The sequence below is a fragment of the Halomonas sp. BL6 genome, assembly GCF_006228115.1.
Lineage (GTDB): Bacteria > Pseudomonadota > Gammaproteobacteria > Pseudomonadales > Halomonadaceae > Vreelandella > Vreelandella piezotolerans.
The window spans coordinates 1-12,492 of sequence record NZ_VDGL01000005.1 but is presented as its reverse complement, the minus strand read 5'-3'; the positions used below and the strand labels follow the sequence as shown (position 1 = coordinate 12,492).

The window sequence follows — 12,492 nt, the reverse complement described above, 5'->3', positions numbered from 1 at the left end:
CAGGCTCTCCGGCGCGGTTTGGTCAGCGGTTGGGACCCTCTGACGCCAGCTCGGAAATACTGAGCTGATAGTTCAAATAGTCGTCGCTGTAGCTACCCACGTAAATCTGGTAATCACCCGCGGGCCAATTGGTGTACTCGATGTGCTCGTTGAGGCCGCTGCCGCCGTCGTCATCGCATAGCAGGAACTTGCCCGGGCCATCGACGATCAGCGTGGTATCGCCATCGGCGTGTGTCCAAAGCTGCAGATAAGAGAAGGCCTCGTTGAGCGTCATTTGATGATCGGGCGTGGTGGCCACGCTTCCCTGGCAGCGGTTGCCGCGCATGTCCGTGCCAAATTGGCTCGAGGCCTCCTGCGCGCCGCCGGAGACGAAACTGACCCGCCATGGATCGGGGGAGAAACCGGGTGAAATCGCCAGATGGCGATCTTCACTGGTATCGGCATAGCCCCCGCTCGCTCCCTCGAGTCGGCTGCCAGGCAGCTCGCTGACGAACAGGTCATAGTTATGGACTCCGCCGCCATAGCTACCGACATAAATACGGTACTCACCCGGCACCCAGTCGCTGTGCTCGATGCGTTCGTTGAGGCCCTCTCCCCCGTCGTCGTCACACAGTAGGAAGCGCCCGGGACCGTCGATGACCAAGGTGGTATCGGCTCCCGACTGATTCCATATCTGCAAAAAATCGAACCGGTCGTTCAGCGTCATGACGTGATCCGGCGTTTGTGAGATGCTGCCTGAACAGCCTACGCCACGCATGTCGGTCCCAAAGATACCGCTGGCATCTTGGCCACCGCCCGATACATAGCTGCGCTGCATGGGGTCGGGCATGAAGCCAGGCGACAGGGTGAGGTTCCGCTCTTGAGCGTGAGCCGCCGAGCCAGCGAGCGTACCCGCAACCAGCAGTACGGCGGGTAAATACGTTATTTTATTCATGGCAGTCTAATGTATCGATGGAAGAGAGGCCTCGACGAGCAAGGCAACCGGACAGCCCCTACAGGCAGCCCGATGTTTATATCACATTCGCTTGAAGCAGCCATCAATCGAAATAAGCCAACCACTGCTCTGCTTGGTCATCGCCTAGATCGGCCGCCTGGGTCAGGGCCGCTTCGGCCTGTGCGTCTTCACCCCACCCATAAGCTAACTGGCCGTAACGTCGCCAATCCTCCGCTGTCTGGGTCAGCGCGGCCAGTTCGCGCCACGCCGCTAGCGCTTTATCGACAACCTTGGCCTGCTGCCAAGCCGTGGCGCGCAGGCGAAGCGTATCTTCATCACGGGGAAGTGAATCCGCCTCTAGCGCCGCTTCTAAGTGCTCGGCAGCGCGCGCAGGCGTCCCCCCGGCCATATGCAGCTCGATCAGGGTGCGGCGTTCCTCAGGCGTAGAAAACTTACCCAATTGCCAGGCTGCCTCCCAAACGGCGGCGGCCACGCCCAGTTGGCCAGCCTGCTGGGCAAGACCGGCAGCCTGACGCCACGCCTCGGCGTCACTCTCAGCACTCAACCCATTCAGCAGCCAGCTAAGTGCCTGTGCGTTATCCCCTGTGTTTCGAAGCACGACATGGGTGAGCGTTTGCTGATCAGCCGTCAACTCCCCTTGTTCAAGCAGCGGCGCCAGCCACTCCATCGCCTCTTGCCAGCGCTCCTCTTCCGCCAACAGGCGTACGAGCTGCCAAGCCGTTTCCGCGTAGCGATCACTGCCCGACGACTCATTCAGCCACTGCTCGTACAGTGTGATAGCCTGACCCCGTTCTCCTGCGGCACGGCGCAGCAACGCTTCGTCACGTAACCAGCGACGCACTTGACTATCGGGGACGCTTGGCCGCTGACGGGCACTGGCAAGCTCGTCGGCAGCAGCCAGGGGGTCCCCCTGACGCACCAGTGCGCTGGCGGTTAGCTGATGATACAGCGCACTCGCCCATTGATCTGCACGGTTACCACCTGCGAGTCGCTCGGACTGAGCGCGCGCATGAGCGATGATACTGTTCAGCACGTCAGGATCGGCTGAGCCGCTTGTCTGGCTGGCCAACTGACTCTGGAGCCGGTTCAGGTCCTGAATCATATCGCCCGGTAGCGGCTCATTGGCCGTTGCGGTGACGCTCAACGCGCTTAGCAACACGATACCTATCCATTGTGTTAACGCGCGTTTGTGGTCAACCATAACGACGGGCCTGTTTGGCGTATTTTCTATACGAGACATGTCACCGCTACCTTAACTGGAACTCGATACGCTGGGTGGCGCGCCGCAGCTGCTGGCTGGGCTCGAACTGCCAGCGCGCAATTGCCTCACGAGCAGCGTCTTCGAATACCCGGCGAGGCTGTGCATTGGTTACCCGAATGGAGCCTCCATCTACCCTTCCATTACGCTGAATGACAAATTCCACCTCCACAAACCCTTCCAAACCTCGGCGTTGAGCACGTGGAGGATAAGACGGGTTGACGCGATTCGTGGGCGCCACTTGACCGACACTCACGGGCTCATTCGAGGGCGCGGGCTCTGCGGCTGGTGCCGCTTCCCGCTGCGCGGTGGCAGGCTCAGGAGAGGGGGCCGCCGTTTCTGAAGGTTCGGGGGCGGGCTCAGGTGCTGGCTGGGGCTGGGGCTGCGGCGTAGGCTCAGGGCGCACCTCGGTCAGCTCCGGCAGCTCGCTTTCCAACTCGACGGGCTCTACCGGCGCGTCGGGTAGCTCTACATCTGGTAGCGCAATCGCGCTCGTGGCGACCGGCGCTGGTGATGGCACGGGCATGGGCGGTGGCGCTGAAGCGGCTTGAGTAGGTACAGGGGGCGATGTCTCCTGCTCCGGCGCCACCTCCGGTGCCTCCACCATGGTCATCGACATCGACATGATGGGCTCATCCACCTGCTGCTCGGGGGGAGCGACCAGCAGCGCCAGCATCCAGAGAAGTCCAACGGCCAGAGCGATACCACCTAGCATCGACAACACATGGCGCATCATGGCGCACTCCGGCTCGCTGCCACGGCAACCTGCTCGACGCCCGCCTGCTGAAGGCGGTCCATGACCTCGATCAGAACGCCGGTCGTCGACGCCCGGTCGGCCTGAATAACCACGGAGCCCTCACCGCTCAGCATTCCAGCCACCTGCTGGCCCACACGGTGAACGTCCACTGGCTGGCCATCGACCCATACGGCTCCTTCCGGCGTGACGGCAATCAACACTTGCGCATCGGGACGCGGAGTGGCCGCTGAGGCCTCAGGGCGATCGATGTCCACCCCGCTCTCCTTGATAAAGCTGGTCGTGACGATAAAGAAGATCAGCATGATGAACACCACGTCCAACATCGGCGTCAGGTTTACCTCATTGCTATCGTCAGCAGCCTCTATGGAACGGCGTCTACGCATCACTCTCCTCCAAGGCACGCGCTAAACGGTCATGCAGACGCTGGTCTTCGCGACGAATAACGTGCTCTAAACGGCTAATAAACAACATACCCACCACCGCAATGGCCATGCCCGTCAGCGTGGGCAACGTAGCCCGGGCAACCCCATCGGCCATGGCTCGGGCTTGGTGGGTATCACTCATCGAAAGGCTATCGAAAACGGTAATCATGCCCGTGACCGTTCCCAATAACCCGAGCAGCGGGCAAAGCGCCACGAGCAGCTTGATCCAAGGCAACGGCCGACGCAGCTTGGCCACCAGTGCAGCACTCCACACATGGCGTAGCGTGCGCGCGCTCCAACTGCGATGGTCGTTACGGGCCGTCCAGCGACGCACCAGCTCATGTCGCGATTGCCGCCAGCTGAAGCGGTAGTACCACCACCGCTCGATCGCCATGGCGAACACCGCCACGGCCACCAGCGCCAGCACCACGATGACGGCACCACCTGCATCGAGCAACCGCTCGACGGGCGAAAGCCATAGGGGTAGCGTAGGCATACTAAGTCACCGCGTGCGCATGGCCAGCGGACTGCGCTTCCAGATGGTCTGCCAGCGTGGCGCTTGCTTCGCCTTCGATCACCTGAACAATGAAGCGACTGCGGCTAGACAGCGCCGTTTGGGCAAACAGCAGCGGCACTGCCGTGACGAGACCCAACACGGTAGTGACCAGCGCCTGACTGATCCCCCCTGCCATGAGCTGGGGGTCCCCCGTGCCAAAGACCGTGATGGCCTGGAAGGTCACGATCATGCCTGTCACGGTACCCAGCAGACCCATCAGCGGCGCAATGGCGGCCAGCAGCTTGACGATGGGTTGACCACGTTCGATTTTAGGTAGCTCGGCGAGTACCGCCTCATCCAGCCTTGCTTCGAGCGCTTCCGGCGCTTGATGTTTGTCCATTTCTTTAAAGCGCTGCAGAACACGCCCCAAAGGGTTGTCCGCGCTGGGCTGATGCAGCGATTGACGCTGGCGACGCACGCGGGCGCTAACCACCAACAGATACAGATACTGTGCCAAGGCGACTAGCAGGCCGATGCCCCCTAGCACCACGACCACGTAACCGACGTAACCGCCCTGCTGAAAGCGCTCCCATAGCGTGGGCTGCTGGGCCAGCGCTTCGAGCACGCTGCCCTGGGTAGGGTCGATAGCGAATTCGCGGCTCTCGCCGCTGTGATAAGCCGCTAATAGATCGCGAATATCGGCGGGGGTGCGTGGCACCTCGGCGAGGCCACCTTCCTCATCTTGCCCTTGTCGAAGCAGCGCAGACTCGGTAAACGCAGCGAAATCACCCAGTCGCACGACGCTGCGCGACGCTATGTCACCGCTGGCATCTGCTACCGGTAACGCCAAGCGCTCGGCACGGCCCGTATCCATGGTGAGAGCCGCTAGACGATCAACGACGGCCTCAATGTTTTGCCGTTCGAGCACGTCGACATCGTTCAAACGCGGTGGCAAAGCATCGGCCTCAAGCGTTAGCCAGCTATCGCCGCCCAGCTCGTTGCGAACCTCTTCGCTATGACGCGTTAGCTCCGCCAGTAGCGCCGTTAACGCCTCGCCTTGTTCCGCCTGGCGCTGAGCAAGTGCCTGCGCCTGCTCGTTTTGCTCATCCTGTTGCGCTTCGAGCGCAGCCTGCTGCTCCTCGGCAGTCGAGTGGGCATCACGCGCCTCTTGCAAAGCGGCTTCTAGCGCGTCTTGATCATCCAAGAAAGATTGAAGACGCACCTGGTCACGCGCCTGGGCAGCCTCGCGGGCCTCTCTTAACGAGGCGACATCGTCGCTTTGGGCCATGCCAACGCTGCTGGTCAATACGCCGACCAATAGGGTGAGGCAAAGCCTAGCCTTGGAGCGAGAAAACAGACTCATGACTGCCCTCCTTGGTCATTAGCCGTGATCGAGAGCGGGAGCTGTAAAAGTTCTGGGGTACGCTGGTCGGCCGCAATCCGCAGTCCATTACGCACCTGGCGACGAGCGGGCTCGTCTAACGCGAGCCAAGTTCTCTCTTCTTTATCCCAGACACCGCCCTCACGGCCATCCGGTGTCAAGTAATAAAAGCCAATACGGCCAATCCGCAAGTATTCCACCTCCCTGGGGGAAGCGCCCTCTATCTCCAAGCGGCCACGCCAGCTATCAACCTCGCGTCCATAAGCGAGTTCTGCACGCCAAGCTTCAATCAGGCTCGCAATGCGTTCGGCACTACTCGCCTCAGGGCTACCCGCAGACGCCACCCGGGCGAGGCGCTCATCGGTCAAGAAGGGAAGATCTGACTCGATCCATCGAGTGAGCTGTTCGGTCATATCCTGTTCGATCATGGGCAGCGCTGCGCGCGTGTCGCTCAAGGTATCCAGCGCTTGATTCAAACGTTGCTGGCGTTCGGCCTCACTGGCCAAGCGGCTGCTGAGCGTGGCGTTGGCGGCTTCCATCTGGCGGGTTTCCCGCTCCAGGCGGCGAAGTTCTTCAATGGCGGATCGCGTGGCTTCATCCGCCCTATCGATTTGCTGCTGCAGCTCAGACTGGGCTTGCTGGGCCTCGACACTTTGGGCCGCTTGATCCACCGTCTCATCACTTGCCATGAGCGCACCGCTGGCTAGCACGCCCGCTAGACAGCATCCACGCAAGGCAAAGAAAGGCCTGTTCCGCACGTTATGTCTCCGTCACTGCTCAGCGCGCCATCACGATCGGCGTGCTAAAACTCATTAGGTATAAGAACGATTTGCGTTTAACGCGTGCAGTGCATAGCGTACCACTAATAGAATTAATGACAATATTTATCATTAACATTCAGTCACCAGCGTATTTTCTGCACACAAAAAAGGCGCCTACCGGCGCCTTGATGACTAATTAAAATTAATGGTGACTTGCTACGATATGCTCTTTAGTGAGTGGCGCCAAAGGGAGCTGCCATGCTTCTTCCCGAGTCACCCATTTTGCTTCAGCTATTTCAGCTGCCGCCGTGACACGCTCATCAAGCACAAGGCTAAAGAGATATGCGTCCAACATCACACCTGGCTCATTGGCAGCGGGCGCTGAGTACAATCCGAGTGGAGAGAGACGGTCACTATTCACTATCAGCCCCAACTCCTCATTGAGTTCACGACAAAGAGCCTCTAGGGCAGTTTCTCCTGCATCGATCTTGCCGCCTGGCTGCATGAAAAAAGATGTATTGCGTTTACGCACCAATAGCAATCGACCTGTTGAATCGCTCACTACAGCGGCTGCTATTTTCAATACATTCGCGTTACTTGTTTGCATCATTCATCCACCAGATAACTGACGCCCCCACCCATTGGCAGCACTATCAAAACGCCCAGTCGTCGTCCTCGGTGGCGACGGCTTTACCAATGACATAAGAGGATCCCGACCCTGAGAAGAAGTCGTGGTTCTCGTCCGCGCTGGGCGACAGCGCGGCCATGATCGTTGGGTCTACGTCCGTCACGCTACTGGGGAATAGCGGCTCAAAACCCAGGTTCATCAAGGCTTTGTTAGCGTTGTAGTGAAGAAATTTCTTCACGTCTTCCGTTAGACCCACGTCATCGTACAGCGATTCCGTGTAGCGAACTTCGTTGTCGTAAAGCTCTAGCAGTAGCTCGTAGGCGTAGTCTTTCACTTCCTGCTGCCGCTCGGGCGTCTCTTCTGCCAACGCCTGCTGGAATTTGTAGCCCACGTAATAGCCGTGTACCGCCTCATCACGAATGATCAAACGAATCAGGTCAGCGGTATTGGTCAGTTTGGCGTGACTGGACCAATACATCGGCAGGTAGAAGCCTGAGTAGAACAGGAACGATTCCAGGAAAACACTCGCCACCTTACGCATGAGTGGATCGTCGGAGCGATAGCGATTCAAAATCAGCTCTGACTTCATCTGCAGCGTCGGATTCTCCTCGCTCCAGCGGAAGGCATCGTCCACATCCCGCGTGGCACACAGCGTCGAGAAAATCGAACTGTAGGAGCGGGCATGCACCGACTCCATGAAAGCGATATTGGTATATACCGCTTCTTCATGAGGGGTGCGTGCGTCTTCCATTAGCACGGGCGCGCCCACGCTGCTTTGAATGGTATCCAACAGCGTCAGACCGGTAAATACGCGAATGGTCAGCTGCTTCTCCTGCTGCGTCAGCGTATTCCAAGACTGAATGTCGTTGGAGAGGGGCACTTTTTCCGGCAACCAGAAGTTACTGGTCAGACGGTTCCACACCTCAAGGTCTTTATCATCCTGAAGGCGGTTCCAGTTGATCGCATTCACTCGCGACAAACGTTGCATCATGGTCATCAGCGTTCTCTCACAAACATCATCTTAAAAGCGTTACCCGTTCAAAGCGTGCAGGAGACGCAGCCTTCCACCTCGGTGCCTTCTAAAGCACTTTGACGTAGACGGATGTAATAAAGCGTCTTGATGCCTTTACGCCAAGCGTAAATTTGCGCCTTGTTGATATCCCGCGTGGTGGCCGTATCCGGGAAGAACAGTGTCAACGAGAGGCCTTGGTCCACGTGCTTGGACGCTTCTGCGTAAGTATCGATGATTTTTTCAGGGCCGATTTCGTAGGCATCCTGGAAGTAGTCGAAGTTCTCTTCGTTCAAGAAAGGTGCCGGGTAGTAAACGCGACCCAATTTGCCCTCTTTGCGAATTTCAATCTTCGCCGCCACCGGATGAATGCTCGACGTGGAGTGATTGATGTAAGAGATAGAACCGGTCGGCGGTACCGCTTGCAGGTTACGGTTGTACAGGCCGTGCGCCATCACCGAGGCTTTGAGCGACTGCCAGTCGTCTTGCGTAGGCAGTGCAATGCCGCTGCGCTCGAAGAGATGACGCACTTTCTCGGTACGCGGGAGCCACGCCTGATCGGTGTACTTGTCGAAGAAGGTACCCGACGCATAGGTGGAGTCTTCAAAACCAGCAAAGGTCTCGCCATGCTCAATGGCCAGTCGATTCGACGCGCGAAGCGCATGGAACGCCACGCTATAGAAGTACAGGTTGGTGAAATCCAACCCCTCTTCTGAACCGTAGTAGATATGCTCGCGGGCCAGGAAACCATGCAGGTTCATCTGACCAAGGCCGATGGCGCGAGATTTGGCATTACCTTCAGCGATAGAGGGAACGCTACGCAAGTTGCTCATTTCAGACACGGCGGTGAGGCCACGAATGGCGATCTCGACACTGGTCCCGATATCGCCAGAATCCATCACCTTGGCTATGTTCATCGACCCGAGGTTACAGGAGATATCCTGCCCTACCTGACGGTAGCCGAGATCGTCATCGTACTCGGTGGGCGTATTGACCTGCAGAATCTCAGAGCAGAGATTACTCATGTTGATACGACCCGCAATCGGGTTGGCGCGGTTGACCGTATCTTCGAACATGATGTACGGGTAACCAGACTCGAACTGCAGTTCAGCCAGGGTTTGGAAGAAGGCGCGCGCATTGATCTTATGTTTACGAATGCGCGCATCAGCCACCATTTCATGGTACTTCTCGGTCACGCTGATATCGCCAAACGGTACGCCGTAGACGCGCTCGACGTCGTAAGGCGAGAAGAGGTACATATCGTCGTTGCGCTTGGCCAGCTCGAAGGTGATGTCAGGAATAGTCACGCCCAGTGATAGCGTTTTGATGCGGATTTTCTCGTCCGCGTTTTCACGCTTGGTGTCCAGAAAGCGCAAAATATCCGGGTGGTGAGCGTTGAGATAGACCGCCCCGGCCCCCTGACGAGCGCCCAGCTGGTTAGCGTAAGAGAAGGCGTCTTCGAGCAATTTCATGATCGGGATGATGCCCGATGACTGATTCTCGATACGCTTGATCGGCGCGCCGGATTCGCGAATGTTGCTGAGCAGGAAAGCCACGCCGCCGCCACGCTTGGAGAGCTGCAGCGCAGAGTTGATGGAGCGCCCGATGGACTCCATGTTGTCTTCGATGCGCAGCAAGAAGCAAGAGACCAGCTCGCCCCGCTGACGCTTACCGCAGTTCAGAAAGGTGGGGGTCGCGGGCTGGAAACGACCGCTAATGATCTCGTCGACTAGCGACTTAGCCAGCGCTTCGTCGCCGCGAGCCAAGGTCAGCGCCACCATGCAGACGCGGTCTTCATACCGCTCGAGGTAGCGCTTGCCGTCGAAGGTTTTGAGCGTGTAGCTGGTGTAGTACTTGAACGCACCCAGGAAGCTCGGGAAGCGGAATTTATACGCATACGCTTGCTCGAACAGCGCTTTGACGAACGCGAAGCTGTACTGCGCCAGCACGTCGGCTTCGTAGTACTGCTCTTCCACCAGATAATCCAACTTCTCTTCTAAAGAGTGGAAGAACACCGTGTTCTGATTGACATGCTGAAGGAAGTACTGACGCGCCGCTTCGCGATCCTTGTCCAACTGCAGCTCGCCGTTGGCACCGTACAGGTTCAACATCGCATTCAGCGCATGGTAATCCAGCGTGCGCGCCTCGGTGGCTCCCGCAGCAGGGCGTTGATCTGCCGAGTTTTTTGCAGCTACGTTCTTAGAGACTGAGCTTGACGTTTCCAAAACTCTTCTACTCCTTTGCGGACCTTGGCGACATCGTCATCGGTGCCAAATAATTCAAAACGATAAAGCAGTGGCACCTGGCACTTTTGGGCAATAATTCGCCCCGCCAAACCGTATGCGTCACCAAAATTAGTATTACCAGCAGCAATGACACCCCTTATAAGGTGTCGATTGTGCGCGTCATTTAAAAACTGAATTACCTGCTTTGGCACGGCCCCGTTGGCCGAACCACCCCCATAGGTGGGGGTGATCAATATATAGGGCTGCTCGATGCGTGGCGTAGGGGCTTCACGATTTAACGGTAGCCGCTGTGCACCCAAACCAAGCTTTTCTATGAAACGATGGGTATTGCCTGACTTGGTGGAAAAATAGACCAGCGTACCTGCCTGATTGGCTTCCACGTCAGCCGTGTGCATGGGTGACGATTACGCCAGCGCTTGAATGCGATCCGGGCGGAAGCCCGACCAGTGCTCTTCACCAACCACGACGACCGGTAGTTGACGATAGCCAAGCGCTTCGACTTCTGCTTGTGCGCCCGATTCAGCGGTAATGTCGATGACGGTGTAGTCGAGACCCTGCTTATCCAGCGCACGATACGTAGCGGTGCACTGGACGCAGGCAGGCTTGCTATAAATTTGGATTTCCATGGCTATTTTTCCTTTTCATAGCGGCAGTTTTCAGGTAGTGCGCAGCGCTTGCCCTACCTCTCTAAAAGTCACCACGCATACTATATATAGACCAAGAGAAAATCAATTCAAGCATATATGGTATTTTTTCATCCACAGGTTATTGACAGCTCATGCCCAGCGCTATACCCAGGCACAAAAAAACCGCCCCCTGATCAGGGGACGGTTTTAGGCGATGTAAAGCGCTTACATCGCGCTCACGAAGCGTGAGTCTTAGGCGGTGGCGGCTTGGTAACGACGCTCGACATCGTCCCAGTTCACCACATTGAAGAAGGCATCGACGTAGTCGGGGCGCTTGTTCTGGAACTTCAGGTAGTAAGCGTGCTCCCAAACGTCCAGACCGAGTACGGGCGTGTTGCCGTGCATCAACGGGCTATCTTGGTTGAGGGTATTTTCGACGACTAGTTTTTTCTCAGGCGTGACGGACAACCATGCCCAGCCGCTGCCGAAACGGCCCAACGCGGCTTTTTTGAAAGCGTCTTTAAATGCATCCAAGCCGCCCAGCTCGGCGTCAATGGCTTTGGCAACGTCACCATGCGGCTGGCCGCCACCGTTGGGCGACATCATTTGCCAAAACATGGAGTGATTCGCGTGCCCACCACCGTTATTGATAACGGCTTGACGTTTTTCTTCGGGTACGCGGTCCAAATTGGAGATCAGCTCTTCCACTGGCACATCTTCAAGGCCAGTACCTTCCAACGCACCATTCAAGTTGGTGACATAGGTATTGTGGTGGCGAGAGTGGTGAATTTCCATCGTCATCGCATCGATGTTCGGCTCGAGTGCATCATAGGCGTACGGCAGTTCAGGAAGGGTATGTGCCATGCTATCTTCTCCTTGAGTGGCTTCTGTTGCGTTCACTACAGTAGGTGTGGTCTTACTTCACCCTTTTCAACCACCGCCACGGCAATTTTTTACCATGGGCGGCAAATCTTTGTCCCAGTACCTTAGTCAACTATTGTCAGTTTATCGAACCCGCCCGCAATAAAAAAGCCGACTTCTGACGAAGTCGGCTTTTGCTAGGCAAGCAGTTCAATGGCTTATAACTTGCTTTCCAGCTCCGGCAGGATCTCGAACAGATCCCCTACCAGGCCGTAATCGGCCACCTGGAAGATCGGCGCTTCGTCGTCCTTGTTGATCGCCACGATCACCTTGGAGTCTTTCATGCCCGCCAAGTGTTGAATCGCGCCTGAAATACCCACCGCAATGTACAGCTCCGGCGCAACGATCTTACCGGTTTGGCCCACCTGCATGTCGTTGGGCACGAAGCCAGCATCCACCGCCGCACGGGACGCGCCAATGGCCGCGCCCAGCTTGTCGGCAATGCCGTCGAGCAGTTTGAAGTTCTCGCCGTTGCCCATGCCGCGGCCGCCGGAGATCACCACCTTGGCACCGCCGAGTTCGGGGCGGTCGCTCTGCGCCAGCTCTTGCTTGACGAAGCGCGATTGGGCGTTGTCGACGACCACGTCCACCGCTTCCACGCTGGCGCTTCCGCCACTTCCCACTGCGTCGAAGGCAGTGGTACGCACGGTGATCACTTTCAGCGCGTCGTCGCTTTTCACCGTCGCGATGGCGTTTCCGGCGTAGATCGGACGCAGGAAAGTATCGGCGCTGTCGACGCCAATCACGTCCGATAGCTGGCTGACGTCTTTCAGCGCCGCCAGGCGCGGCAGGACGTTCTTACCCGTGGTGGAGGCGCTGGCCAGTACGTGGGTATAGTCGCCCGCCAGCTCCACCAGCAGCGCGCCCATGGGCTCGGCCAGCTGGTGGGCGTACACGGCGTTGTCCGCCACGCGCACTTTGCTCACGCCGTCGAGCTGGGCGGCCGCGTCGGCGGCTGCCTGAACGCCTTCACCGGCCACCAGCACGTCGATGTCGCCCCCAATGGCTTGGGCCGCTGCGACGACGTGGGCA

At 57.8% G+C, this 12,492-nt stretch carries 14 protein-coding genes; all 14 read right to left on the bottom strand.

Annotated features, from left to right (window positions below; all coding sequences use genetic code 11):
- Window positions 1-22: 22 nt before the first annotated feature.
- Window positions 23-934 (bottom strand): hypothetical protein, encoded by a 912-nt coding sequence (locus FHJ80_RS11290; protein WP_139527274.1) that lies wholly within the window; start codon window positions 932-934, stop codon window positions 23-25.
- 103 nt (window positions 935-1,037) lie between these two features.
- Entirely contained in the window at window positions 1,038-2,156 is a 1,119-nt protein-coding gene (locus FHJ80_RS11285) for a lipopolysaccharide assembly protein LapB (protein ID WP_139527273.1), read from the bottom strand.
- 46 nt (window positions 2,157-2,202) lie between these two features.
- A complete protein-coding gene (locus tag FHJ80_RS11280; RefSeq protein WP_139527272.1) occupies window positions 2,203-2,949 on the bottom strand; it encodes an energy transducer TonB in 747 nt (248 codons plus the stop codon).
- Window positions 2,946-3,353, bottom strand: coding sequence for a biopolymer transporter ExbD (locus tag FHJ80_RS11275; RefSeq protein WP_139527271.1), 408 nt, complete (start codon window positions 3,351-3,353; stop codon window positions 2,946-2,948). The genes FHJ80_RS11280 and FHJ80_RS11275 overlap by 4 nt, the downstream gene beginning before the upstream one ends.
- Entirely contained in the window at window positions 3,346-3,888 is a 543-nt protein-coding gene (locus FHJ80_RS11270; protein WP_139527270.1) for a MotA/TolQ/ExbB proton channel family protein, read from the bottom strand. The genes FHJ80_RS11275 and FHJ80_RS11270 overlap by 8 nt, the downstream gene beginning before the upstream one ends.
- A gap of 1 nt (window position 3,889) precedes the next feature.
- On the bottom strand, window positions 3,890-5,251 hold the full coding sequence (locus FHJ80_RS11265; protein WP_139527269.1) for a MotA/TolQ/ExbB proton channel family protein: 1,362 nt from the start codon (window positions 5,249-5,251) through the stop codon (window positions 3,890-3,892).
- Window positions 5,248-5,979, bottom strand: a complete 732-nt coding sequence (locus FHJ80_RS11260; RefSeq protein ID WP_304363354.1) for a DUF3450 domain-containing protein — start codon at window positions 5,977-5,979, stop codon at window positions 5,248-5,250. Before FHJ80_RS11260 ends, FHJ80_RS11265 begins: the two co-directional genes overlap by 4 nt.
- Before the next feature lie 253 nt (window positions 5,980-6,232).
- Window positions 6,233-6,640 carry an NUDIX domain-containing protein gene (locus FHJ80_RS11255; protein WP_239283898.1) on the bottom strand — a complete coding sequence of 136 codons (408 nt, stop codon included), beginning with the start codon at window positions 6,638-6,640 and terminating at the stop codon, window positions 6,233-6,235.
- 43 nt (window positions 6,641-6,683) lie between these two features.
- A complete protein-coding gene (nrdF, locus tag FHJ80_RS11250; RefSeq protein ID WP_139527267.1) occupies window positions 6,684-7,655 on the bottom strand; it encodes a class 1b ribonucleoside-diphosphate reductase subunit beta in 972 nt (323 codons plus the stop codon).
- A 41-nt stretch (window positions 7,656-7,696) separates the two neighbouring features.
- Window positions 7,697-9,802: a class 1b ribonucleoside-diphosphate reductase subunit alpha gene (nrdE, locus tag FHJ80_RS11245; RefSeq protein ID WP_139527724.1), complete on the bottom strand. Its 2,106-nt coding sequence runs from the start codon at window positions 9,800-9,802 to the stop codon at window positions 7,697-7,699.
- Window positions 9,803-9,858: 56 nt separating this feature from the next.
- Window positions 9,859-10,308: a class Ib ribonucleoside-diphosphate reductase assembly flavoprotein NrdI gene (gene nrdI / locus FHJ80_RS11240; protein WP_139527266.1), complete on the bottom strand. Its 450-nt coding sequence runs from the start codon at window positions 10,306-10,308 to the stop codon at window positions 9,859-9,861.
- A gap of 9 nt (window positions 10,309-10,317) precedes the next feature.
- Window positions 10,318-10,539 carry a glutaredoxin-like protein NrdH gene (nrdH, locus tag FHJ80_RS11235; RefSeq protein WP_139527265.1) on the bottom strand — a complete coding sequence of 74 codons (222 nt, stop codon included), beginning with the start codon at window positions 10,537-10,539 and terminating at the stop codon, window positions 10,318-10,320.
- 252 nt (window positions 10,540-10,791) lie between these two features.
- Complete coding sequence (locus FHJ80_RS11230) at window positions 10,792-11,403, bottom strand: superoxide dismutase (protein ID WP_139527264.1); 612 nt, start codon at window positions 11,401-11,403, stop codon at window positions 10,792-10,794.
- A gap of 215 nt (window positions 11,404-11,618) precedes the next feature.
- On the bottom strand, window positions 11,619-12,492 hold an 874-nt coding region (locus FHJ80_RS11225; protein WP_139527263.1), incomplete at its 5' end, for an electron transfer flavoprotein subunit alpha/FixB family protein.